23 protein-coding genes and 1 pseudogene are annotated in these 21,608 nt (G+C 73.7%); 17 read left to right on the top strand and 7 right to left on the bottom strand.

The window, feature by feature from the left end:
* The first annotated feature begins 126 nt into the window (after nucleotides 1–126).
* Entirely contained in the window at nucleotides 127–324 is a 198-nt protein-coding gene (locus tag AC069R_RS17825) for a hypothetical protein (protein ID WP_478767717.1), read from the top strand.
* 23 nt (nucleotides 325–347) lie between these two features.
* Here AC069R_RS17825 and AC069R_RS17820 read toward each other — a convergent pair whose 3' ends face one another.
* The gene (locus AC069R_RS17820; RefSeq protein WP_478767716.1) at nucleotides 348–914 is read right to left on the bottom strand and encodes an ion channel; all 567 of its coding nucleotides are present in this window, start codon (nucleotides 912–914) and stop codon (nucleotides 348–350) included.
* Nucleotides 915–1,367: 453 nt separating this feature from the next.
* Here AC069R_RS17820 and AC069R_RS17815 point away from each other — a divergent pair, with 453 nt between their 5' ends.
* A complete protein-coding gene (locus AC069R_RS17815) occupies nucleotides 1,368–1,907 on the top strand; it encodes an SHOCT domain-containing protein (RefSeq protein WP_478767715.1) in 540 nt (179 codons plus the stop codon).
* Nucleotides 1,908–1,941: 34 nt separating this feature from the next.
* Nucleotides 1,942–2,409, top strand: coding sequence for a DUF7144 family membrane protein (locus tag AC069R_RS17810; RefSeq protein ID WP_478767714.1), 468 nt, complete (start codon nucleotides 1,942–1,944; stop codon nucleotides 2,407–2,409).
* Between the two features lie 35 nt (nucleotides 2,410–2,444).
* On the opposite strand, the gene AC069R_RS17805 is transcribed toward AC069R_RS17810, so the two are convergent.
* A complete protein-coding gene (locus AC069R_RS17805; protein ID WP_478767713.1) occupies nucleotides 2,445–3,542 on the bottom strand; it encodes an NAD(+)/NADH kinase in 1,098 nt (365 codons plus the stop codon).
* Nucleotides 3,543–3,772: 230 nt separating this feature from the next.
* On the opposite strand from AC069R_RS17805, the gene AC069R_RS17800 reads away from it, so the two are divergent.
* The 4 genes from AC069R_RS17800 to AC069R_RS17785 all read left to right on the top strand — a co-directional run bounded on the left by AC069R_RS17800 (nucleotide 3,773) and on the right by AC069R_RS17785 (nucleotide 7,238).
* Nucleotides 3,773–3,922: a hypothetical protein gene (locus AC069R_RS17800; protein WP_478767712.1), complete on the top strand. Its 150-nt coding sequence runs from the start codon at nucleotides 3,773–3,775 to the stop codon at nucleotides 3,920–3,922.
* 83 nt (nucleotides 3,923–4,005) lie between these two features.
* Nucleotides 4,006–5,520 carry a purine-cytosine permease family protein gene (locus AC069R_RS17795; protein ID WP_478767711.1) on the top strand — a complete coding sequence of 505 codons (1,515 nt, stop codon included), beginning with the start codon at nucleotides 4,006–4,008 and terminating at the stop codon, nucleotides 5,518–5,520.
* A 141-nt stretch (nucleotides 5,521–5,661) separates the two neighbouring features.
* Nucleotides 5,662–6,060: an SseB family protein gene (locus tag AC069R_RS17790; protein WP_397987645.1), complete on the top strand. Its 399-nt coding sequence runs from the start codon at nucleotides 5,662–5,664 to the stop codon at nucleotides 6,058–6,060.
* Between the two features lie 80 nt (nucleotides 6,061–6,140).
* Nucleotides 6,141–7,238 (top strand): hypothetical protein, encoded by a 1,098-nt coding sequence (locus tag AC069R_RS17785; RefSeq protein WP_478767710.1) that lies wholly within the window; start codon nucleotides 6,141–6,143, stop codon nucleotides 7,236–7,238.
* Between the two features lie 37 nt (nucleotides 7,239–7,275).
* On the opposite strand, the gene AC069R_RS17780 is transcribed toward AC069R_RS17785, so the two are convergent.
* Complete coding sequence (locus AC069R_RS17780; protein WP_478767709.1) at nucleotides 7,276–7,683, bottom strand: MarR family winged helix-turn-helix transcriptional regulator; 408 nt, start codon at nucleotides 7,681–7,683, stop codon at nucleotides 7,276–7,278.
* 43 nt (nucleotides 7,684–7,726) lie between these two features.
* The gene (locus tag AC069R_RS17775) at nucleotides 7,727–8,083 is read right to left on the bottom strand and encodes a VOC family protein (RefSeq protein WP_478767708.1); all 357 of its coding nucleotides are present in this window, start codon (nucleotides 8,081–8,083) and stop codon (nucleotides 7,727–7,729) included.
* A 330-nt stretch (nucleotides 8,084–8,413) separates the two neighbouring features.
* Between AC069R_RS17775 and crcB the strand changes: the two genes are divergently transcribed.
* The 9 genes from crcB to AC069R_RS17730 all read left to right on the top strand — a co-directional run bounded on the left by crcB (nucleotide 8,414) and on the right by AC069R_RS17730 (nucleotide 17,773).
* Nucleotides 8,414–8,878 (top strand): fluoride efflux transporter CrcB, encoded by a 465-nt coding sequence (gene crcB / locus AC069R_RS17770; protein WP_478767707.1) that lies wholly within the window; start codon nucleotides 8,414–8,416, stop codon nucleotides 8,876–8,878.
* Nucleotides 8,875–9,240 (top strand): DUF190 domain-containing protein, encoded by a 366-nt coding sequence (locus AC069R_RS17765; protein ID WP_478767706.1) that lies wholly within the window; start codon nucleotides 8,875–8,877, stop codon nucleotides 9,238–9,240. The genes crcB and AC069R_RS17765 overlap by 4 nt, the downstream gene beginning before the upstream one ends.
* A gap of 274 nt (nucleotides 9,241–9,514) precedes the next feature.
* The gene (locus tag AC069R_RS17760) at nucleotides 9,515–10,351 is read left to right on the top strand and encodes an undecaprenyl-diphosphate phosphatase (RefSeq protein ID WP_478767705.1); all 837 of its coding nucleotides are present in this window, start codon (nucleotides 9,515–9,517) and stop codon (nucleotides 10,349–10,351) included.
* A 202-nt stretch (nucleotides 10,352–10,553) separates the two neighbouring features.
* Nucleotides 10,554–11,231, top strand: a complete 678-nt coding sequence (locus AC069R_RS17755) for a FadR/GntR family transcriptional regulator (protein ID WP_478767729.1) — start codon at nucleotides 10,554–10,556, stop codon at nucleotides 11,229–11,231.
* 230 nt (nucleotides 11,232–11,461) lie between these two features.
* Entirely contained in the window at nucleotides 11,462–12,460 is a 999-nt protein-coding gene (locus AC069R_RS17750) for an asparaginase (RefSeq protein WP_478767704.1), read from the top strand.
* 55 nt (nucleotides 12,461–12,515) lie between these two features.
* Nucleotides 12,516–13,922: an aspartate ammonia-lyase gene (gene aspA / locus AC069R_RS17745; RefSeq protein WP_478767703.1), complete on the top strand. Its 1,407-nt coding sequence runs from the start codon at nucleotides 12,516–12,518 to the stop codon at nucleotides 13,920–13,922.
* 63 nt (nucleotides 13,923–13,985) lie between these two features.
* Nucleotides 13,986–14,924, top strand: a complete 939-nt coding sequence (locus tag AC069R_RS17740) for a glutaminase (protein WP_478767702.1) — start codon at nucleotides 13,986–13,988, stop codon at nucleotides 14,922–14,924.
* A 135-nt stretch (nucleotides 14,925–15,059) separates the two neighbouring features.
* Complete coding sequence (mptB, locus tag AC069R_RS17735) at nucleotides 15,060–16,466, top strand: polyprenol phosphomannose-dependent alpha 1,6 mannosyltransferase MptB (protein WP_478767701.1); 1,407 nt, start codon at nucleotides 15,060–15,062, stop codon at nucleotides 16,464–16,466.
* Nucleotides 16,463–17,773 carry a glycosyltransferase 87 family protein gene (locus tag AC069R_RS17730; protein WP_478767700.1) on the top strand — a complete coding sequence of 437 codons (1,311 nt, stop codon included), beginning with the start codon at nucleotides 16,463–16,465 and terminating at the stop codon, nucleotides 17,771–17,773. The genes mptB and AC069R_RS17730 overlap by 4 nt, the downstream gene beginning before the upstream one ends.
* 128 nt (nucleotides 17,774–17,901) lie before the next feature.
* On the opposite strand, the pseudogene AC069R_RS17725 reads toward AC069R_RS17730, so the two are convergent.
* The 3 genes and pseudogenes from AC069R_RS17725 to AC069R_RS17715 form a co-directional block, all read right to left on the bottom strand.
* Nucleotides 17,902–18,771, bottom strand: a pseudogene (locus tag AC069R_RS17725) (D-alanyl-D-alanine carboxypeptidase family protein); the annotation flags it as partial.
* A gap of 103 nt (nucleotides 18,772–18,874) precedes the next feature.
* Entirely contained in the window at nucleotides 18,875–20,020 is a 1,146-nt protein-coding gene (gene rho, locus AC069R_RS17720; protein ID WP_478767699.1) for a transcription termination factor Rho, read from the bottom strand.
* A gap of 363 nt (nucleotides 20,021–20,383) precedes the next feature.
* Nucleotides 20,384–20,779 carry a nuclear transport factor 2 family protein gene (locus tag AC069R_RS17715; RefSeq protein WP_478767698.1) on the bottom strand — a complete coding sequence of 132 codons (396 nt, stop codon included), beginning with the start codon at nucleotides 20,777–20,779 and terminating at the stop codon, nucleotides 20,384–20,386.
* Between the two features lie 74 nt (nucleotides 20,780–20,853).
* On the opposite strand from AC069R_RS17715, the gene AC069R_RS17710 reads away from it, so the two are divergent.
* Complete coding sequence (locus tag AC069R_RS17710; RefSeq protein ID WP_478767728.1) at nucleotides 20,854–21,597, top strand: class I SAM-dependent methyltransferase; 744 nt, start codon at nucleotides 20,854–20,856, stop codon at nucleotides 21,595–21,597.
* Nucleotides 21,598–21,608 lie beyond the last annotated feature (11 nt).

The following is a 21,608-nucleotide window of genomic DNA, read 5'->3' as shown; positions in this document are numbered from 1 at the left end:
GCCCACCTCACCCGCGAGCGGGCCCACATCACCTGCGACGGGTGAGGCCCGGTCGCCGGAGCGGGGCGCAGGATCGCAGGAGAGGGCCGGGTACTGCCCGTCCGCGGCACGCGGGGAAGGCACCTCATGCGCTACGAGATTCGCGTCGACGGCGAGCTGACGGAGACGCTGGCCAAGGCGTTCCCCGAGCTGGACCACGTGGTGGTGTCCGGCCACACCATCCTGTTCGGCCGCGTCCTGGACGAGACGCACCTGTACGGACTGCTGGCCCGCTGCCAGTCCCTCGGCCTGCGCGTGCTGGAGATGCGCCAGGCGCCGGAGTGAGCCCCGCCGCCGGGCCCGAGCGCTCAGGGCTCGCGCTGCTTGCGGCGCAGCCCGGCGTTCACCGCCGCCGCGAGCAGCCGTACGGCCACGCCCACCAGCAGCAGCCCGCACACCATCTGGCACATCACCGCCACCCGGCCCGCCTCCGAGCGCGCGGTGATGTCGCCGTACCCCACGGTGGTGAACGTGGTCAACGTGAAGTACAGGGCGTCGGTCCTGGTCAGCGGCTCGGTGAAGGAGCCGGGGGTGTCGCGTTCGATGATGTGGTAGACGCTGGCGAAGACGACCAGGTAGAGCCCCACCGTGGCGACCAGCGCCTCCACCGCCTTCAGCCGGGGATGCGGCGCGTGCATGATGTGCCAGGCCTCCCAGCCGAAGACCACCGCGACCGCGAGCAGCCCGCACAGCAGCAGCAGGGCCGTCGCGAGGGTGGTGCGGGTGTCCAGCGGCACCAGGTAGTAGGCGAGGACCAGGGCGGTGAGGATGACCGCCGTCCGTGCGAAGGCCGCGGCCGCGGCCCGGCGGTCCGAACCGCTGCCCAGGGGGTGCCGGGCGTCCTTCGACGGTGCGCGCCTCGCCGGATCGGTCATCGCGTCCGCCTCCCGCCGCCGCACCGCAGGCCGGACCGCCTGCGCCCGCTACCCACCTCAGCGCCCCGGCCCCCGTACGGGATCACCCGCCAGGGGTGATCCCGTACGGGCCGTCATGGGCCACGCTGTCCTGGTGAGGTCCCCGCACAAGGCCCCGCCGGCCGGCCGGGAGCGGCCTCGGCACGGGACGGAGGAGCCATGACCTCCCTCCCGCGATCCGGGTCCGCACGGCCCCCGCGGCCGATCCCCGGACCGGAGCACGATCCCGACGGGGCCGCCACCCTCGGCGACGGCCGCGCACCGCAGTCCGTCGCGCACCCGAGTCGGCCGCCGTTCAACCGAGCCGGTCGCCGTTCACCCGCGCCGGGTGAAGCGTCCCGCGCGCGCCGGAGCGCAGCCTGAGGACGGTGGACGACCGACTACCGGGCGCGGACCCGGAACGGAGGCAGCGACATGAGCGTCCAGACCTACCTCGCGTACGACTACCCGGCGCTGAGCGTCTTCTGGTCCATGCTGGTGTTCTTCCTGTGGATCATGTGGTTCGTGCTGCTGTTCCGGGTGGTCATGGACATCTTCCGCGACGACTCCCTCGGCGGCGTGGCCAAGGCCGCCTGGCTGGTGTGCGTCGTCGTCCTGCCCTTCCTCGGCGTCTTCCTCTACCTGATCGCCCGCGGCAAGGGCATGGGCCGCCGCGAGGTGGAACAGGCCCGCGCCCAGCAGCGCGCGTTCGACAGCTACATCCGCGAGACCGCGCGGGGCGGCACCTCCAGCGCCGACGAACTCGCCCGGCTCGCCGAGATGAAGGCCCGCGGCGACATCACCGAGGACGAGTTCCGCAAGGCGAAGGACATGGTGTTCGCCGCCCACGGACCGTCCGCGGGCACGTCCGCGGGCACGTCCACCGGCACATCCGCGGGCACCCCCGGAGGCACGGGGCCGGGATCCACCGGATCCGGCCGTTCGGGAACCGTCTCCTCCCACTCGCCGCACTGACCCACCGCACACCGGAGAGAAACGAGGTGGCACGATGACCGCGCCCCACGCACACCACGACACCGGCCCCACCGGCCCCGGAGCCGGCACCACCCGCGAGCCCACCACCAGGCAACTGTGGGCCACCGGCCTGACCGCGTTCGCCGCGGTGATGCTGCTGCTCACCGGCGTCCTGGACATCTTCCGCGGCATCATGGGGATCGCCCGAGACGACGTCTTCCTCGCCACCCGCAGCTATGTGTTCCAGTTCAGCCTCACCGGCTGGGGCTGGGTCCACCTGGTCCTGGGCGCCGTCGCCGTCATCGTCGGCCTGGGCCTGATGAAGGTGTCGACCTGGGCGCGGGCGGCCGGTGTGGTCATCGCCGCGCTGATCATCATCGCCAACTTCCTGTCCCTGCCGTACTACCCGGTCTGGTCGATCGTGATGATCGCCCTCGCCGCCTTCACCATCTGGGCGCTGTGCGTGGTCCGCAAGGAAGGCGACCGGGGCCTGTTCGACTGAACGCCGCTGCACGCCGCCCGCCGCGGCGGCCGGGTTCACGCCGGAGGGGGTGCGCCTCCCGGAGGGGAATCGCCCGCGGCCCCCGTCGCGCCCGGCAGGGCCAGATGGGCGAGATCGGCCGGGGGCGGCGAGGTCACCGGCCACAGCGGGGTGGCCCGGCCGTCGGCGAGCGCGGCCGGGGCGTCGGTGAGGTTCATGCGCTCCCGCAGCCGGCCGTAGAAGTCCGTCGGACCCAGCCGCACCGCCTTCAGCCGGCGGGGCGCCGCGTACACGCCGATCCAGTCGCCGGGGCTCAGCACCCCGCGCAGCTGTCCGTCGATGCTGACCGCGGCCTGGCCCGAGCGCTCCAGCACCCGCAGCGCGACGGGTTCGTCCGGGGCGGCCACGACCGAGCGGTTGAACACCATGTGCGGGGCCACCGGCGTGAAGACCAGCGCCTCCGCGCGCGGCGAGACCACCGGGCCTCCGGCGGCGAAGCTGTACGCTGTGGAACCCGTGGGCGTGGCGACCAGCAGCGCGTCCGCCGAGTAGCAGGCGAGGAGCCGCCCCGCCAGATACACCGCGACCGACACCTGCCGGTCCCGTGACAGCTTCTCCAGGACGACGTCGTTGAGCGCGGTGACGTCCAGCGCGACGCCCCAGTCGCCGCCCGCCGCGCAGTCCACCCGCACACGGGGCGGCGGCAGCATCGGCCCGCGGCCGTACCGCGTCAGCGGCTCCATGTGCGCGGGCACCTCCAGTCGGCACGACGCCCGCATGGTGAGCAGCATCCGGCTCTCCACGGTGATCCGCTCCTCGCGCACCGCGTCCAGGGCCGCCCGTACGGCGGGGGCCGGCACCTCGGTCAGGAAGCCGACCCGCCCGAGGTCCACGCCGAGCACCAGGGCGTCGTTCTCCGCCGCGAGCCGGGCGCCGCGTAGGAAGGTGCCGTCGCCGCCGAGCGTGACGATCAGGTCCGGGTCGCCCGCCGCGTCCACCTCCGCCCGCGCGCTGTGCCGGGCGCCCTCCTGCCACACGTCGATGTCGGTGCACACCACCGCGTGCTCCGCGCACCAGTCGCGCACCGCCCCCGCGGCCGCCTGTGCCTCGGCGCGCCCGCCGTGCACGACCAGGCCGACACGGTTCACCGTCATACCCGCACCACCCGCCTGAGACCGGCTCCTGCCGAGCGCCATCCTCGCCGGGGACGGCACGGGCCCCGCGCACGCCACGCCGCCGGGGCACCGCCGTACCCCTCCCATCGACCCGCGTGCCGGGCGCACGCCCCCGCCGGACGGTACACCCGCCCACCCCTCATGACGTCCGCCCCCTACGGGTACTCGGGGCGTGCCCACAGACGTACGGATGCCGGGGGAGGCCCCCGATGAGCGAGTACACCACCCCGTCCCAGGCCGAGGGCGAACGGGAACCGGAGGACATGGGGGCGGCGCAGCCGGATCGCACCACCCCCTCCCAGGCGGAGGGCCCCGCCGAGGAGAGCCCCGAGCGGAACGCCGAGGAAGGCCGCGACTGACGAGGATCTCGAGTGCCGCCTGCGTTGCGGCCCCCGCGGCGCCGACCTAGCGTGATCTCGACACGTCAGACAGGTAGGCCGTGATGACGCATCCGCCCGACCCCCTCGGCATCACCGACCACAGAGCCGCCGCCCGCCCGATCCAGCTGGAGACGCACGGGCTCGACGTGATTGGGGACGCGGACCGCAGGGGCACCCCGCGCATGCTGTTCTGGCCCTGGTTCGGGGCGAACGTCTCCGTGCTCGGGCTCAGCTACGGCGCCTTCGCGTTCGGCTTCGGCATCTCCTTCTGGCAGGCGCTCGTCGCGGGCACCATCGGCATCGTCGTCTCGTTCCTGCTGTGCGGCTTCGTGTCGGTCGCCGGCAAGCGCGGCTCGGCGCCCACCATGGTGCTCAGCCGCGCCGCCTACGGGGTGCGCGGCAACCGGCTGCCGTCGGTGGTCTCCTGGATGCTCACCGTCGGCTGGGAGACCGCGCTCATCTCGCTCGCCACCCTGGCCACCGCGACCGTCTTCACCAGCCTCGGCTGGGGCGGCGGCACCGAGACCAAGGTGGTCGCCCTCATGGTGGTGGCCGCGCTGACCGTCGTCGCCGGTGTCATCGGCTTCGACCTGATCATGCGGCTCCAGGCCGTCATCACCGTGGTCACCGGCGTGCTGACCATCGTCTACGTCGGCCTCGTCGCCCACCAGGTCGACTGGGGTGCCGTCAAGGCGGTGCCGAGCGGCTCCGCGCAGCAGATGATCGGCGCACTGGTGTTCATGATGGCGGGCTTCGGGCTCGGCTGGATCAACGCCGCCGCCGACTACTCCCGCTATCTGCCGCGCGGCTCCTCCAGCCGGGGCGTGATCGGCTGGACCACCTTCGGCGGCTCCCTCGCCCCCGTGCTGCTCCTGGTCTTCGGCGTACTGCTGGCCGGGTCCTCACCGCAGCTGAGCCGGGCCATCGCCGACGACCCGATCGGCGCCCTGACCACGATCCTGCCCACCTGGTTCCTGGTGCCGTTCGCCGTGGTCGCCGTGCTCAGCCTGGTCGGCGGCGCCGTCCTCGACATCTACTCCTCCGGCCTCGCCCTGCTCTCCGCCGGACTGCGCGTGCCCCGCTATCTGGCCGCGCTGTGGGACGGCTGCCTGATGATCGCCGGGTCGGTCTACATCGTGTTCTTCGCCGGTGGCTTCCTCGGCCAGTTCATGGGCTTCCTCACCACGCTCGGCGTGCCCGTCGCCGCCTGGTCCGGCGTCATGCTGGCCGACCTCGCGCTGCGCCGCCGCGACTACGACGACGGCGACCTGTTCCGCCCGCACGGCCGCTACGGCGACGTCCCGCTGGTGCCCCCGCTGCTCACCCTCGCCGCCACGGCCGTCGGCTGGGGCCTGGTGACCAACACCGCCGCGCACTGGCTGGGCTGGCAGGGCTACCTCCTCGGGCCGCTCGGCCTCGGCGGCCGTACCGGCGCGTGGGCGTACGCCAACCTGGGCGTGGTGGTCGCCCTCGTCCTGTCCTTCCTCGGCACCCTGCTCCTCGGCCGGCGCCGGGTGCGCGCCCAGGAGGCCCTGGCCCCGAGCCCCGCACCGGGCGAGGAGGTGCTCAGGGCCTGAGCGGCACCCCGTCCCGCGCTGGTCCGTACCTCTTCCGGTTCGCACGCATGCCCCCGCTCCGCACCGGGTACGCGAGGCGGGAGCCCGACCGGGCAGTCCGTCCGGGCGGCCCGTACCACCACCGCTACCTGGGGATCTGCCATGGAGACACCCGCACACGACGCCCTTCCGACGCCGGCCCAGCAGGCGCTGGACGCCCTGGTCGCCAACGCCGAGGACCAGAGGGCCCTGGACACCCTCGCCCACAGCGACGTGCTCGTCCCCGTGCCGGACGACGCGATCGACGGCGAGGGCGCCGACGCCACGACGGTGGCCCTGCCCATCCTGGAACAGCCCGGCGGTGACCCGGTCGTCCCCGTGTTCACCACGGAGAACGAGATGGCCGAGCTGCTGCCCTTCGTCTCCCGCTACCGCCTCATCCCGCTGGGCGCGCTGGCCTCGCAGTGGCCCGACGAGGAGATCTCCCTGGCGATAGACGGCAGCTCGGAGCACGCGCTCACGCTGACGTCCCAGGGGGTGCGGACGCTGCTGGCCCGCTGAGGGCGGGCCCCCTGAGGGCCGGGGGGTGCGGGGAGCCGCGCAGGTGATCACCGCCCTCCCGCGGGCGTCAGAATACCCTCATGGAATACATCGCCGGCACGGCAGGCGCCCTGCTGCTCCTCGCCGTGCTGAGCAGCATCCTGCGCACCCTCGTCGTCCCGCGGGGCCTCTACTCCGCGCTGGTCTTCCGCCTGTGGTGGCTGCTGCGCAGAGTGCTGCGGCTGACCGCCCCCCGCGGCGACTACGAGGCCATCGACCGTGCCCAGACCTGGCTGGCCCCGCTCATGCTGATCGGCATGCTCGCCAGCTGGCTCGTCGGCGCCCTGTTCGGCTTCGGTCTGCTCCTGTACGCGCTGTCCCCGCTGGCGTGGACCACCGCGTTCCGGGAGGCCGGCTCCAGCCTGTTCACGCTGGGCTTCGCCAGCGGCGCCCGGTGGAAGCTGTCGGTCCTCGACTTCGTCGCGGCGGCCACCGGGCCGGTCCTGATCGCGCTCCAGATCGCCTACCTGCCCACGCTGTACGCCGCCTACAACCGCCGCGAGGTCGAGGTCACCCTCCTCCAGGCGCGGGCCGGCGAGCCCTCCTGGGGCCCGGAGATCCTGGCCCGGCAGTGGCTGGTCGACACCGAGACCGCGCTGCCCGAGCTGTACCGGGCCTGGGAGCGGCTGGCCTCGGACATGGGCGAAAGCCACTCCACCTACCCGGTCCTGCTGACGTTCCGCTCCCCGCGCCCGTACCGCAGCTGGCTGGTGGGGCTGGTCGCCGTGATGGACGCGGCGGCGCTCCAGCTCGCGCTGGACCCGAAGACCGCGCCGCCGGAGGCCCGCCTGGTGCTGCGGGCCGGGTTCAGCGCCCTGCGCGACATCGCCCGCGCGGTGCGCGCCCCCTTCGAGGGCGACCCCTCGCCCAGCGCGCCCATCCGGCTCACCTACGCCGAGTTCGACGCGGCCGTGGCGATGCTGGACTCGGCCGGCTTCCGCGCCGAGCGCACCCCCGAGGAGGCATGGCCCCACTTCCGCGGCTGGCGGGTCAACTACGAAGCCGTCGCCTATGAACTGTGCCGCCGCTGCGACGCCGTACCGGCCCTGTGGACCGGCCCCCGCGACTTCCCGACGACCCCGATCCCGCCGCGCCGCCCGGTGGACCGACGCCCGGACGACCCGCCGCCGGGCGTCTAGACCCGCCGCCGAGGGTCTATCCAAACGAGAGGCGGCCCTAGCGGTCCTGGTGGTCCCGCTCCGGCAACATCCGCTCCAGGACGGCCCGTTGCACCGGCAGCACCTCGGTGTGCAGGGCACGGCCCTTGGTGGTGAGGGCGACCCAGACGCCGCGGCGGTCCTCGGCGCACACCGAGCGCTCCACCAGGCCGTCCTTCTCCAGCCGGCCGATCAGCCGGGACAGGGCGCTCTGGCTGAGATGCACCCGCCCGACCAGGTTCTGCACCCGGCAGTGGTCGCCCTCGCGGGGTGACTCGGCGGCCAGGATGTCCAGCACCTCGAAGTCGCTGGCGCCCAGCCTGTAGGGGTGCAGTGCACGGTCCATCTCGCACATCGTGCGCGCGTGCACGGCGAGGATGTCCCGCCAGCGTTCCCCGAGCCGGGCATCGGCCGTTTTCACTGCCATACCGGCACCGTAGCACCGTTCCAGCCACTCGTTGAGTGTGCAACTACTGTTCGGTGGCGGGATCCTGGAGCAGGCCCACCATGTTGCCGTCGGCGTCCTTCACACTGGCCACGAGCCGTCCGCTGCCGACGTCCCGGACGTCCTGGACGATCTCCGCGCCCGCCGCCACCAGCGCCGCGAGCCGCTCCCGCAGATCGGTGACGTGCCAGAACGGCACCGGACCCGTCAGGCCCTGCGCGTGCCCGTTCGGGTCGAGGCCGATGTCCTGCCCGGCGGCCTTGAACCCGATGTAGTACGGCTCGTCCGCGTACGGCTCGACGCCCAGCAGCGCGCCGAACAGGGCCTTGGCCCGCTCCGGATCCTTGACGGGGTAGATGATCGTCTGCACACCGGCGGTCATGGAAACTCGCTCCTCACAGGGCAATGGATTCGGGGAGGCCCGGCGGGCCTCCGTCGGTGCAGCCACGCTAGGCCGGGGGACCCCGCCACGGCTTCTCCGATCCTGACCGCTTCGACGCCGAGCGGCAGCTCCGTGGCACCTCCGTGACGGCGAGCCCGCCGGCCCGCACGCCGGTGAGGCCGCATCCGCCGGGCCGTCCGCCAGGAGAAGAGTGGGTGAACGCTCCGCCGGACGGGCCCCGGTGCGGGCGGGGCGCCGCCGATCCGGCGGTAGTCTGGTGCCGGCCGTGATCACCCACCGGGGGCCGGCCGAGCAGGAGACGTAGGAACGATGACAACCCCCGAAGCCGGCACCCTCCGCGCCCGCCTCTCACCGCGCCGGCGAACGCAGTGGCACGCCCAGGGCCCCGTCGTCGCGGTGGTCGCCGTCGGCGGCGCCTTCGGCGCCTGCGCCCGCTACGGCCTCAGCCTCGCCTGGCCCGCCCCGCCCGGCGGCTTCCCCTGGGCGACCTTCTGCACCAACCTCATCGGCTGTGCCGTGATGGGCGTGTTCATGGTGTTCATCACCGAGGTGTGGGCCGCGCACCGCCTCGTCCGCCCCTTCTTCGGCACCGGCGTCCTCGGCGGCTTCACTACCTTCTCCACCTACGCGGTCGACATCCGCAGGCTGGTCGGGGCCGGTCGCCCCGGCACCGGCCTCGTCTATCTGGCGGCGACGCCCTGCGCGGCCCTCGCGGCGGTGTGGCTCGCCTCGGCCGCCGTCCGCCGGGTGCTGACCAGGAGGGAGCGGGCATGACCGCGCTCACCGGCCGCGCGCTGCGGCTGACCGTCTGCGTCGGCGAGGACGACACCCGGCACCACAAGCCCCTCTACAGCGAGATCGTGCACCGCGCACACGCCGCCGGGCTCGCGGGCGCCAGCGTCTTCCGGGGCATCGAGGGCTTCGGCGCCTCCTTTCGCATCCACACCTCCCGGCTGCTCTCGCTCGGCGAGGACCTGCCGGTCGCGGTGGTCGTCGTGGACACCGAGGAGCGGGTGCGGGCCTTCCTGCCCCAGCTGGCCGAACTGGTCCACGGGGGCCTGGTCACGCTGGAGCAGTGCGAGGTCGTACGGTACGCCGGCCGCGCACCCGCGCCGGAAGGTGAGGAACCGTTGTGAACCGGCCGCTCGTCGTGGCCGGCGCGGGCCGCTGACCACGCCCCCCGCGTCTTCTCCCACGAGACTCCTCCCGCGAGACCCTGCGGCTCACCCGTGTCGGCTCGGGCCTCTACGCTTCGGTGAGCGTCGTCGCCGGCGTGGCGGGCCGACCCGGCCGCGGCCTTCGCCGGGGTCCCGGCTCGCCGGCGCTCCGCAGGCCCGGCCGCTCGGCACCTCCGGCGCGGCAAGTACTGTCTACAACACTGTCGACCTACTCTCCTCAGAACTGGATCCCATGAGCGCCATCTCTGTCGGTCAGGCCGTCATCCTCGGAGTCGTCGAGGGGGTGACCGAGTTCCTTCCCGTGTCCTCCACCGGCCACCTCAAGATCGCCGAGGGGCTCATGGACATCCCCGTCGACGACAAGTCCGTCGTCGGTTTCTCCGCCGTCATCCAGGTCGGCGCCATCGCCGCCGTGCTCGTGTACTTCTTCAAGGACATCAAGCGGATCGTTTCCGCCTGGTTCCGCGGTCTGGTCAACCGCGAGGAGCGCTACCACCACGACTACAAGTTCGCCTGGTGGGTGATCGCCGCGACCATCCCGATCGTCCTGGTGGGCCTTGCCGCGAAGCCGCTGATCGACGGGCCGCTGGCCTCGCTGTGGGTGGTGGCCGGTTCGCTGATCGTCGGGTCCGGTGTGATGTGGTGCGCGGACCAGATGGGCCGCCACAAGCGCGGCGAGGACGACACGTCCTTCAAGGACGCGATGTGGGTGGGCTGCTCGCAGATCCTCGCCCTCCTCTTCCCCGGCTTCTCCCGCTCCGGCGCCACCATGTCCACCGCGCTCGTCCTGGACCTGGACCGCGTCGCCGCGACCCGCCTCTCCTTCTTCCTGGGCATCCCCGCGCTGACCGGCGCCGGCATCTACGAGCTGAAGGACGCCCTCGGCGCGGGCGTGGGCGCCGCCCCGCTGGCCGTCGGCACCCTCGTCTCGTTCGTCGTGGCCTACGCCTCGATCGCCTGGCTGCTGAAGTTCGTCGCCAAGCACTCCTTCAACGCCTTCGTGATCTACCGCGTCATCATCGGCGTCGGCCTGCTCGGCCTGCTCGGCACCGGTGTGCTCAACGCCTGAGCCGTGGCCTCCCGGCACCTCACGGGGTGCGGCGGCCCGAACGCGGGCGCCGCACCCCGTGCGCGTTCGGTACTGCGCGTTGGTGAAGCCCCCGGCACCGGACCGGCCCGCCTTGACAGAGCGGGCGGACAGCGCGCAGGATCGCCCCGTGAACCTGTCAGACAGCCAGACAGGTGGCGTGGGGCCGCGTCGCGTCAGCGCGATGGAGGCGGTCCTCGGCCACCTCCGCGGCGCCATCGAACGCGGCGACTACGCCATCGGCGACAAGCTGCCCTCCGAGGCCGAGCTGGGCCGCACCCTGGAGGTCTCCCGGCCCGTGCTGCGCGAGGCGCTGCGCGCGCTCCAGGCGATGGGCCTCACGGTCTCCCGGACCGGCAAGGGCACCTTCGTCGTCGCCAACGCCGTGGAGGACCCCACCTTCGGCGACTACGCGGCCAGCGACCTGCTGGAGGTCCGCCGGCACATCGAGATCCCGGTCGCCGGCTACGCGGCCCTGCGCCGCACCCCCGACCACCTGGACCGGCTGGCCCATCTGCTGGACCGCATGGAGCGGGAGACGGACACCACCGCGTGGGTGGCGATGGACACCCTCTTCCACCTCACCGTGGCCGAGGCCGCCCAGAACCCGGTCTTCCGCCGGGTCATCGAGGAGATCCGCGACGCCCTGGCCCGCCAGTCGGCCTTCCTCAACGAACTCGGCGGCCGGCGCGAGCAGTCCAACCGCGAGCACCGCGCGATCGTGGAGGCGCTTACCGACGGCTGCGAACAGGACGCCCTGGCGGCGATGAGCCACCACCTGGACCGCGTCGAACGCACCCTCACCGACATCGTGCGCCCCAGGAAGCCGGACCCGGCCGCGAGCGGCACGCCCGAGGCATGAGCGCCGCCCACCCCTGATCCCCGGCCACCCCCCCACCTCAGCCCCCATGCCAGGCGACACCGGCACCGGATGGCACCACCGTGCTCATCCGCCGCCGGACGCCACGGCACCGGGCGCGGTCCGTACGACGCCCACGCCCGCCCCGTGCGACCCGCACGCCCCCGCCCCCGACCGGCGTGCCGCCGCGTGACCCGCGGACCGGCCGCCCCGACCCCTTGACGCAGGAAGAAATGGACCTCAGCCTCCCCGCCGCCGCGCCCGTCGTGCGCGCACCCGGCCACGCCCCCGTCGCCCACCTCGTCCGCGGCGGCGTGGTCGAGGGCATCCACTACGGCTCCGTCGTCGTCCTCGGCGCCGACGGCACCGTCGACTTCCGGCTCGGCGACATCGAGGCCGCCTTCTACCCCCGTTCGGCCGTCAAGCCCCTCCAGGCCGTCGCCATGGTGCGGGCCGGGCTGCCGCTGGACGGCGCACTGCTGTCGCTGGCCGCCGCGAGCCATTCAGGCGAGGAGCGCCACCTCGACGGCACCCGGCGCATCCTGGAGCTGGGCGGCCTCGCCGAGGACGACCTGCGCAACGTCCCCGACCTGCCCTTCGACCCCGCCGTCCGCGACACCTGGATCCGCGCGGGCCGGACGCCCTCCCGGCTCGCCCAGAACTGCTCCGGCAAGCACGCGGCGATGCTGTGGACCGCGCGGCTCAACGACTGGTCCCTGCCCGACTACCTGGACCCCGCGCACCCCTTGCAGCAGGCGATCCGGGAGACCGTCGAGGACCTCACCGGGCAGCGGGTCGCGCACGTCAGCGTGGACGGCTGCGGCGCCCCCCTGTTCGCCATCTCCCTGCACGGGCTCGCCCGCGCGCTGTCCCGGATCGCCTCGGCGGCCCCCGGCACCGCGGAGGCGAAGGTCGCCGACGCGATGCGCGACCACGCCGAGATGGCGTCCGGCGCGCGCCGCGACGTCGCCGCGCTGATGCGGGCCGTGCCGGGGCTGCTCGCCAAGGACGGCTTCGAGGGCGTCCAGGTCGCCGCGCTGCCGGACGGGCGGGCGGTGGCCGTGAAGATAGCGGACGGCGCGGACCGCGCGCGGATACCGGTCGCGGCGCGGGCACTGGAGCGCGCCGGGGTGGACCCGGCGCTGCTGACCGGCTTCGCGGGGCAGGCGCTGCTCGGCGGTGGCGTCCCGGTGGGGGCCGTACGCGTGGTGGACGAGCTCGATCCCGCCTGAGTTCACCCCCCGCCGACGTTTCCCCTCCCGAAGCTGAGAAAGCAGAGCACCCCTCATGACCACCACCCGGCGCGAACACGACCTCCTCGGCGATCGGGACGTGCCCGCCGACGCCTACTGGGGCATCCACACCCTGCGGGCGACCGAGAACTTCCCCATCACCGGCATGCCGATCTCGGCGTACCCGCATCTGATCGACGCCCTGGCCGCCGTCAAGGAGGCCGCCGCGCTCGCCAACGAGGAACTCGGGCTGCTGGCACCCGAGAAGGCCCGCGCGATCGTCACCGCCTGCCAGGAGATCCGGCGGGGCGAGCTGCACGAGCAGTTCGTCGTGGACGTCATCCAGGGCGGGGCCGGCACCTCGACCAACATGAACGCCAACGAGGTCGTCGCCAACCGGGCGCTGGAACTGCTCGGCCACGCCAAGGGGGAGTACACGTGTGTACACCCCAACGAGGACGTCAACCTGAGCCAGTCGACCAATGACGTCTACCCGACCGCCGTCAAGATAGCGACGGTCTTCGCGGTCCGTGGACTGCTCAAGGCGATGGCGGTACTCCAGGACTCCTTCGCGGGGAAGTCCGTCGAGTTCCGTGACGTGCTCAAGATGGGCCGTACCCAGTTGCAGGACGCGGTGCCGATGACGCTCGGCCAGGAGTTCTCCGCGTTCGCCGTGATGATCGAGGAGGACCGCAGCCGTCTTGCCGAGGCCGTCGAGCTGATCCATGAGATCAACCTGGGCGCCACGGCGATCGGTACCGGAATCAATGCTCCGTCCGGGTACGCCGAGGCCGCCCGCCGGCAGCTGTCCGCGATCACCGGGCTGCCGCTGGTCACCGCCGCCAACCTGGTCGAGGCCACCCAGGACTGCGGGGCCTTCGTGCAGATGTCCGGGGTGCTCAAGCGGATCGCGGTCAAGCTCTCCAAGAGCTGCAACGACCTGCGGCTGCTGTCCTCCGGGCCGCGCGCCGGGCTCGGCGAGATCAACCTGCCGCCGGTGCAGGCCGGTTCGTCGATCATGCCGGGCAAAGTCAACCCGGTCATCCCCGAGGTCGTCAACCAGGTCGCCTTCGAGGTGATCGGCAATGATGTGGCCATCACCATGGCCGCCGAGGCCGGGCAGCTCCAGCTCAACGCCTTCGAGCCGATCATCCTGCACTCCCTGTCGGAGTCGATCACCCACCTGGAGCGGGCCTGCCTGACGCTGGCCGAGCGCTGCGTCGACGGCATCACCGCCAACACCGAGCGGCTGCGCGCGAGCGTGGAGAACTCCATCGGACTGGTCACCGCGCTCAACCCGCACATCGGCTACACGGCCGCCACCGAGATCGCCAAGGAGGCCCTCGCCACCGGCCGCGGGGTCGCCGAACTGGTCCTGGAGAAGGGCCTGCTGCCCGCCGGGACGCTGGCCGCTCTGCTGCGCCCCGAGATCGTCGCGGGCAGCGGGGCACCGGCCGCCTGACCTGCGCCGACGAGGGATTCCGGAGCAGGGGCGAGTGGGCTCCCGGCCCGGCACGGAGGCACAATGGTGATCATGACAACGACGTCGACCCCCACCTTCCTGCCGGTCCTGGAGCGCATAGCCGAGGAGCTGGAACACACGCCGGGCCGCGGCCGCGCCGCCGACTACATACCGGCGCTCGCCGCCTGCGACCCGCGCGCCTTCGGCATGGCCGTCGCCGAGCTGGACGGCACGGTGTACGGGGTGGGGGAGTGGCGGCAGCCGTTCTCCGCGCAGTCCATCACCAAGGTGTTCACGCTCGCCCTGGACCTCGCCCGCGAGGGCGACGAACTCTGGGAGCACGTCGGCCGCGAGCCCTCCGGTAACCCGTTCAACTCCCTGGTCCAGCTGGAGTACGAGGACGGCATCCCGCGCAACCCGTTCATCAACGCGGGCGCCCTCGTCGTCACCGACCGCCTCCAGACCCGTACCGGGGACGCGGCCGGGGAACTGCTCGACTTCCTGCGTGCCGAGAGCGGAAACCCCGCGCTGGACTTCGACCAGGAGGTCGCCGCCTCCGAGACCGCGCACGGCGACCGCAATGCCGCCCTCGCCCACTTCATGGCGTCCTACGGCAACATCGACAACGAGATCACGGTCCTGCTCGACCAGTACTTCCGCCAGTGCTCCATCGCCGCCTCCTGCGCCGACCTCGCCCTCGCCACCGGCTTCCTCGCCCGGCACGGCATCCGCGCCGACGGCAGCAGACTGCTCAGCCGCAGCCAGGCCAAGCAGGTCAACGCGGTGATGCTGACCTGCGGCACGTACGACGCCGCGGGCGACTTCGCCTACCGGGTCGGCCTGCCCGGCAAGAGCGGCGTCGGCGGCGGCATCATCGCCGTCGTACCGGGTCGCTGCACCCTGTGCGTGTGGAGCCCCGGCCTGGACGAACGCGGCAACTCCGTGGCCGGCGTGGCCGCCCTGGACCGCTTCACCACCCTGACCGGGCTGTCCGTCTTCTGAGCGCACCGGCCCCGCGCACCGCCAAACACCGTCCCACCGGACCCACCACGCCCCGGCCACACCTCGGCCCCCGTCCGGTCGGGCCCTCGTCGTCTCGCGGACATCCGGCGTTGACACGCTGAGCCAGTGTTGGCCATGGCATATCCCTTCGATCTGCGCCGCTGCCGGCTGCTCGGGCTGGCCGGCACCGCCTTCCTCGCGCTGGGCGGGGAGACGGCCGGTGCCCTGCCGGTCGCCGACCTCCCCGCACCCGCCTCGGCCCGCGAGGCCACCGGGCTGGTCGCGGTGTACTTCGGCGTCGTGCTGCTGACCGCCGCCTGGGTCCTCCTCGGCCGTCTGGTGCGCGGTCCCCGGCCGCCAGGACCGCGGGCCCTGCTGCTCGTGCTGGCCGTCTGGGCCGCCCCGCTGGTGCTCGCCCCGCCGCTGTTCAGCCGGGACGTCTACAGCTACCTCGCGCAAGGCGCCATGGCCGACGCGCACATGGACGTCTACACCCAGGGCCCCGCGGCCCTCGGCGGTCCGCTCGCCGACCAGGTGGCCCCCATGTGGCAGCACACCGGGGCGCCGTACGGCCCCGCGTTCCTGGGCCCCGCGGCCGTACTGTCCGGGCTCACCCGCGGGGAACTGCCCGCCGGGCTGATCAGCATGCGGCTGCTCGCGCTCCTCGGGGTGGCCCTGATGGCGTTCGCGCTGCCCCGGCTCGCCCGGCACAGCGGCGCCGACCCGGCCGCCGCGCTCTGGCTCGGCGCCCTGAACCCGCTGGTGCTGCTGCACCTGGTCGCGGGCGCCCACAACGACGCGCTGATGCTCGGCCTGCTCGGGCTCGGCCTGGTCGCCGCGCGGGGGCGCAGGCCCGTCGTGGGCGCCGTACTCGTCACCCTCGCCGCGCTGGTCAAGGCGCCCGCCGCGCTCGGCCTGCTCGCCGTGGTGGCCTTCCGGGTCCGCGCCGGGCGCCGCCCGCTGCCCGCCGCCCTGGCCACCGCCGGCGTCTGTGCCGCGACCACGGTCGCCGCCACCGTCACGGCGGGCACCGGCTACGGCTGGATCGGCGCCCTCGGCACCCCCGTCTCCCCGCAGAACTGGGCGCTGACCAGCCTGCTCGGCCGGGCCACCGGCGCCCTGCTCGACCGCCTCGGCAGCGGCCTGGCCCCGCTGGCCGTGCCCGGCTGGCAGCTGCTCGGCCTCCTCGCCACCGCCGTCGCGATCCTGCTCATCTGGCTGCGGCTGCGCCTCAGACCGGTGTACGCGCTCGGCCTGAGCCTGCTCGCCGTCGCCGTGTTCGGCCCGGCGATCCGCCCCTGGTACGTGCTGTGGGGCCTGTTCCTGATCGCCGCCGCCGCGCCCAGCACCTCGGTACGGCACCGGGTCGCCGCCCTCGCCGGGGTGCTCGCCCTCGCCGTCCTGCCCGGCGGCGGACCCGCCGACGCGGGCCAGGTGGTGCTCGCCGTCTGCGGCGGACTGCTCGGCGTGGTCGTCCTGTGGCAGGCCCACCAAGCGGTCCGGGCACCCATCACGGCCCCCGCCCAGGGGGGCGTCGCATGACGGGCCCGCGCACCGGGCGGGGCAGGCTGCTGCTGGTCCTCGCCCTCGCCGCCGCCGTGACCGCGTTCACCGCGACCGTGCCGCTGCTGCGCGGCTTCTTCGACCTGCGCGTCTACTACGGCACCGTGCACACCTGGGTGCACCACGGCGGCCTGATCTACGACTACCGGGTGCCGGGCACGCGGTACGGCTTCACCTATCCGCCGTTCGCCGCCGTCCTCATGCTGCCCCTGGCCCCGCTCGGCCGGAACGCCGCGATCGCCGCCTCCCTGGTGGTCAACACGGTCGGGCTCGGCGTCGTCCTGCTGGTGCTGGCCGGCGACCGCTGGCGGCGCCACGGCTGGTACCGCTGGTCGCTGGCCCTGTGCGCGCTCGCGCTGTTCGAACCCCTGCGGGACACCTTCAGCTTCGGCCAGGTCAACGTCGTCCTCCTGGCCCTCGTGCTCACCGACGCCCGGCTGCCGGCCGGCGGCCGGGGGCGCTGGGCGGGCGCCGGGATCGGGCTCGCGGCGGCCGTCAAGCTGACGCCGGCCCTGTTCATCGGGATGCTGCTGCTCGCCGGGCGCCGCCGGGCCGCCGCGCAGGCGACCGCCGTCGCCGCCGCCGCGACCGCGCTCGCCGCCCTGGTGGACCCCGCCGCCTCCCGGTTCTACTGGACGCGGGCGCTGTGGGACACCGGCCGGGTGGGCCGCCTGGACTACGTCTCCAACCAGTCGCTCCAGGGCGTGCTGGCCCGGCTCGGCGAGACCGGCCGCCCGCTGTGGGCACTCGCTGCGCTGGCCACGCTGTGCGTCTGGGCGTGGCGGACCCGCCGGGCCGCGCGGGCCGGTGACTGGAGAGCGGCCTTCGCCCTCACCGGGGCGGCCGCCTGCCTGGTCAGCCCGATCACCTGGGTGCACCACCTGGTGTGGCTGCTGCCCTCCTTCGCGGTCCTGCTGCGCGCCGGACACCGCCGGGTGGCGGGCGCGCTGTACGCGGTGCTGTGCACCAGCGTGGTCTGGCTCTGGGTCGACGACGCCTCGGGCCTCGACGGCTTCCTGGGCGGCAACCTCTACACCTGGATCACCCTGGGCCTGCTGCTCGGCCTGCCGGTCCGTCAGCCGCGCGGGGCCCTGCCCTTGCCCCGTGCCCGCAGCGCCAGTGCCATCGCGGCCGCGCCCAGCACGGCGAGTCCCGCCCCGACGGCGGTGCCCGACCAGTCGTCGTCGTCCGGCGCCCCGGACGTGGCCGCCGCCACCGGCGCGGCCGACGCGGTCGGCCGGGGCCTGGGGCGCAGTGCGTCCAGCGAGCCCACCGGATCCACCTGACCGGCCGCCGCGAAGCCCCAGTCGAGCAGCGCGCGCGCCTCCTCGTACACCTCGAACCCGTCGCCGGTCTGCGGGTTCATCACGGTCACCTCCAGCGTGCGCCCGCCCCGCCGGGCCGCGGCCACCAGGGTGTTGCCCGCGTTGGAGGTGTAGCCGTTCTTGACGCCGATCAGGCCCGGATAGGGCGCCACGCCGTCGGCGCCGGTGAGCAGCCGGTTGGTGTTCTCGATGGCGTACGGCGCCCCGTCGCCGGGGAACTCGGCCTGGGCGGTGGAGCAGTACCGGGCGAAGTCGGGATTGCGCAGCCCCTCGCGGCCGAAGACGGCGAGGTCGTAGGCGGAGGACACCTGGCCGGGCGTGTCGTAGCCGTCCGGGGAGAGCACATGGGTGTCCAGGGCGCCCAGGGCGCGGGCGTTGGTCTGCATCCGCTTGGCGGTGGTCCCCCAGCCGCCGTTCAGGGCGGCCAGCACGTGCACCGCGTCGTTGCCGGAGCTGAGGAAGACCCCCCGCCACAGGTCCGCCACCCGGTAGCTGTGTCCCTCCTCGACCCCGACCAGGCTGCTGCCCTCGGCGACGTCGGCCAGCTCCTGGTAGCGCACGGTGTGCTGCATCCCGCTGGGCAGTTTCGGCAGCACGGTGAGGGCGAACAGGGTCTTCAGGGTGCTGGCCGGCGGCAGCGGGCGGTGCGCCTCGCTCGCGGCCAGCACCTGCCCGCTGCCCGCGTCGGCGACCAGCCAGGACAGCGCGGAGACGTCCGGCAGACCGGGGGCGCCCCGGTGCGGGCGTACCTGCACGCCGGAGCGGTAGAGCAGGGCCGGGGCCGGGGTGGCCGCGCGGGGCGCGGGCGGCGCGGGCTCGCCGCTGCGGGGCAGCGCGGCGCTCCGGTGCCGCGCGGCGGCCGGTGCGGCGCCGGCCAGGGCCGGGGTGAACGCCAGCAGGCCCGCCACACACAGGGAACAGGCGGGGACGACCGCCCGATATCTGAATCTGGTGATCATATGATCAACGTACGAACGGGGGTGGTGTGCGCGCGTCGGCCGCGCCGTCCGGCCCAGCGGAGCAACCCGGATGCCAGCGGAGCAACCCGGATGCCGTACCCGGTCAGCCCGCGGGCAGCGTCGGCAGGACCTGCCGCAGGAAGGCCGCGTTGCCGGGGGTGCGCCGCATCCGCTCCAGCAGCGTCTCCAGGCCCGCAGGGGAGCCCTCGCGCGAGCGCAGGGCGCGGCGCAGCCGGTGGGCGGCGGCCAACTCGGCCGGAGTGAGCAGCAGTTCCTCGCGCCGGGTGCCGGAGCCGTCCAGGTCCACGGCGGGGAAGACGCGCCGTCCGGCCAGCTCCCGGTCGAGGCGCAGCTCCATGTTGCCCGTGCCCTTCAGCTCCTCGAAGAAGTAGCCGTCGGCGCGCGATCCGGTGTCGATCAGGGCGGTGGCCAGGATGGTGAGCGAGCCGCCCTCCTCGGCCTCGCGGGCGGCGCCGAAGAACCGCTTGGGGCCGATCAGCGCGCCCGCGTCGACACCGCCGCTGAGGGTACGGCCGCCCGCGCCGGAGGCGTTGTTGTGCGCCCGGCACAGCCGGGTCAGCGAGTCCAGCAGCAGTACGACGTCCTCGCCCGCCTCGACCAGCCGCTTGGCGCGTTCGACGACGAGTTCGGCGAGGGCGATGTGCTCCTTGGCGGTGCGGTCGAAGGTGGAGGCGTACACCTCGCCGTGCAGCGCCCGGCGCATCTCGGTGACCTCCTCGGGGCGCTCGTCCAGCAGCAGGACCATCAGCCGGCACTCGGGGTGGTTCCCGGCGACGGCCGCGGCCAGTTGCCTCAGCAGTACCGTCTTGCCGCTTTTCGGCGGGGCTACGATGAGGCCGCGCTGGCCCTTGCCGACCGGCGCGAACAGATCGGCGACCCGGCCGGCGAGGCCCGCGTCCGGGTGTTCCAGGCGCAGGCGCCGGCGCGGGTGCACCGGGGTGAGGTCACGGAAGGCGCGGCGGGCGGTGCCGCCGGGCGCGCGGCCCTCGACCCGTGCGACCTCGGTCAGCGCGCGCTGAGCGCCCCGGACGCCTTCGACCAGGTCGCCCTCGCGCAGCCCGTACCTGCGGACCAGCGCGGCCGGCACCTGCGGGTCGGCAGGGGTGGGGAGGAGGCCGGCGCGCCGCAGGTGCCCCTTTCCGTGCGCGTCGAGGTCGAGAACGCCGGTGACGAGCCGGGCGGCCGGAGCCTGGAGCTGGACCGGAGGGTATTCGAGTGTGGTGGTCATGGAGGGGTGTCCTTTCGCGGACGGAAAGCGGAGAAAGAGCGTGGGAGGGGGAACGGCCGCGAGCGGGAGGCGGATACGACCTGCCTCCGGGCGGCGGCGCCGACGACACCCCGGACACGACGGCGTAAGCCCTGGTCACGAGGTGGTGCGGAGAAGAAGCCCTGGGGCCGCGCGAACGGCTCGGCCGACGGGCTGGAGAGAAGACGGCGACATCGGTGCCGGTACGAGGGGCACGCACATGCGCTGTTCTGTTCGCACTATACCGGTGCGGTCGGTGGCGTCAACAGGTCCGGGTGCGGGGGTATTCCCGAGGAAGGGGGGCGGCCTCCTGGTGCGCCCTGGCGCGGGCCGCCCCCCCCGGTGTCACGAACGCGCCCGCGCCTCCTCGGCGATCTGTTCGAACCGGGCCCCCATCGCCTCGGAGAGGGCCCGCGCGCCCGACAGCGGGCGGACCATGACCATGAGGTCGTCGATCAGCCCCTCCTCGTCCACGTGCAGGAAGTCGCAGCCGGTCAGCTCGCGCTCGCCCACGCGGGCGGTGAACACCAGCGCGTGGTCGGGGGAGTCCGGGGAACCGAACGCGCGGACGTAGCGGAAGTCCTCGAAGACCTGCGAGACCGCGCGCAGGATCGCGGCGGTGACGGCCTTGCCCGTATACGGTGTGAAGACGACGGGACTGGTGAAGACGACGTCCTCGGCCAGCAGCGCCTCCACGGCGTCCAGGTCCCCGGCCTCGACTGCCGAACGGAACGCGTGCATCGGATCACCCCTGTAGGTTGGGTCGGTGCGGATGAAACTGATCAATGGGTACGAGAGTTGACGGGCTGACGGACATGTTCGGACCCGAAGGCCCCACGCTGCGCGAACTCGCCGTCCAGGCGCTGTCGTCCGTCGAGCACGGCTACGACCTGCTCGCGCCGAAGTTCGACCACACGCCCTTCCGCACCCCCGGCCGGGTGCTCGACGCCGTGGCGCGGGCGCTCGTCCCGCTGGGCCCGTTCGAGGACGGGCTCGACCTGTGCTGCGGCACCGGCGCCGGTACGCGGGTGCTGGCCGGGCTGTGCCGCCGCAGCGCCGTCGGCGTCGACTTCAGCGCGGGCATGCTGGACGTCGCCCGGCACCGGGCCGGCCGCGCGGGCGGGCCCGCGCTCGGCTGGGTGCGCGCCGACGCGCGGGCGCTGCCGTTCACCGCCGCCTTCGACCTCGTCGTCAGCTTCGGCGCGTTCGGCCACTTCCTGCCCCGCGAGCTGCCGGGCCTGTTCGCCCAGGTGCACGCGGCGCTGCGGCCCGGCGGCCGCTTCGCCTTCCCGCTGGGCGCCCCCGTCCCGGCGAACCACCGCGCGTTCTGGATGCTGCTCGGCTTCGACGCGGTGATGCGGGTGCGCAACGCCCTGTGGCGGCCGCCGTTCGTCATGTACTACCGGACCTTCCGACTGGGGCCCGTGCTCACGGAGTTGGCGCGTGCCGGGTTCACGACCGGGCTGCGGCCCCTGCCCGAGTTCGGGCGGCGCGCCGACGGCAGCCCGCGCGCCCGGCTGGTGATCGCCACCAAGGGCCTTACGGAGCAGGGGAGTTGATTCCGGTCCGC

This window comes from Streptomyces sp. NPDC043952, assembly GCF_056435325.1.
Note: the sequence above shows the minus strand (reverse complement) of the source record. Positions and strands in the feature narration are given on the sequence as shown.

What these genes read in the sequence shown, in the direction of transcription:
- AC069R_RS17820 (WP_478767716.1), bottom strand. Translation starts at nt 914, where the DNA reads ATGACCGATCCGGCGAGGCGCGCACCGTCGAAGGACGCCCGGCACCCC.
- AC069R_RS17715 (WP_478767698.1), bottom strand. Translation starts at nt 20,779, where the DNA reads ATGCACGCGTTCCGTTCGGCAGTCGAGGCCGGGGACCTGGACGCCGTG.
- AC069R_RS17805 (WP_478767713.1), bottom strand. Translation starts at nt 3,542, where the DNA reads ATGACGGTGAACCGTGTCGGCCTGGTCGTGCACGGCGGGCGCGCCGAG.
- AC069R_RS17730 (WP_478767700.1), top strand. Translation starts at nt 16,463, where the DNA reads ATGACGGGCCCGCGCACCGGGCGGGGCAGGCTGCTGCTGGTCCTCGCC.
- AC069R_RS17750 (WP_478767704.1), top strand. Translation starts at nt 11,462, where the DNA reads ATGGACCTCAGCCTCCCCGCCGCCGCGCCCGTCGTGCGCGCACCCGGC.
- AC069R_RS17790 (WP_397987645.1), top strand. Translation starts at nt 5,662, where the DNA reads ATGGAGACACCCGCACACGACGCCCTTCCGACGCCGGCCCAGCAGGCG.
- rho (WP_478767699.1), bottom strand. Translation starts at nt 20,020, where the DNA reads ATGACCACCACACTCGAATACCCTCCGGTCCAGCTCCAGGCTCCGGCC.
- AC069R_RS17825 (WP_478767717.1), top strand. Translation starts at nt 127, where the DNA reads ATGCGCTACGAGATTCGCGTCGACGGCGAGCTGACGGAGACGCTGGCC.
- AC069R_RS17785 (WP_478767710.1), top strand. Translation starts at nt 6,141, where the DNA reads ATGGAATACATCGCCGGCACGGCAGGCGCCCTGCTGCTCCTCGCCGTG.
- AC069R_RS17710 (WP_478767728.1), top strand. Translation starts at nt 20,854, where the DNA reads ATGTTCGGACCCGAAGGCCCCACGCTGCGCGAACTCGCCGTCCAGGCG.
- AC069R_RS17815 (WP_478767715.1), top strand. Translation starts at nt 1,368, where the DNA reads ATGAGCGTCCAGACCTACCTCGCGTACGACTACCCGGCGCTGAGCGTC.
- aspA (WP_478767703.1), top strand. Translation starts at nt 12,516, where the DNA reads ATGACCACCACCCGGCGCGAACACGACCTCCTCGGCGATCGGGACGTG.
- AC069R_RS17760 (WP_478767705.1), top strand. Translation starts at nt 9,515, where the DNA reads ATGAGCGCCATCTCTGTCGGTCAGGCCGTCATCCTCGGAGTCGTCGAG.
- AC069R_RS17795 (WP_478767711.1), top strand. Translation starts at nt 4,006, where the DNA reads ATGACGCATCCGCCCGACCCCCTCGGCATCACCGACCACAGAGCCGCC.
- AC069R_RS17810 (WP_478767714.1), top strand. Translation starts at nt 1,942, where the DNA reads ATGACCGCGCCCCACGCACACCACGACACCGGCCCCACCGGCCCCGGA.
- AC069R_RS17755 (WP_478767729.1), top strand. Translation starts at nt 10,554, where the DNA reads ATGGAGGCGGTCCTCGGCCACCTCCGCGGCGCCATCGAACGCGGCGAC.
- crcB (WP_478767707.1), top strand. Translation starts at nt 8,414, where the DNA reads ATGACAACCCCCGAAGCCGGCACCCTCCGCGCCCGCCTCTCACCGCGC.
- AC069R_RS17765 (WP_478767706.1), top strand. Translation starts at nt 8,875, where the DNA reads ATGACCGCGCTCACCGGCCGCGCGCTGCGGCTGACCGTCTGCGTCGGC.
- AC069R_RS17740 (WP_478767702.1), top strand. Translation starts at nt 13,986, where the DNA reads ATGGTGATCATGACAACGACGTCGACCCCCACCTTCCTGCCGGTCCTG.
- AC069R_RS17800 (WP_478767712.1), top strand. Translation starts at nt 3,773, where the DNA reads ATGAGCGAGTACACCACCCCGTCCCAGGCCGAGGGCGAACGGGAACCG.
- mptB (WP_478767701.1), top strand. Translation starts at nt 15,060, where the DNA reads ATGGCATATCCCTTCGATCTGCGCCGCTGCCGGCTGCTCGGGCTGGCC.
- AC069R_RS17780 (WP_478767709.1), bottom strand. Translation starts at nt 7,683, where the DNA reads ATGGCAGTGAAAACGGCCGATGCCCGGCTCGGGGAACGCTGGCGGGAC.
- AC069R_RS17775 (WP_478767708.1), bottom strand. Translation starts at nt 8,083, where the DNA reads ATGACCGCCGGTGTGCAGACGATCATCTACCCCGTCAAGGATCCGGAG.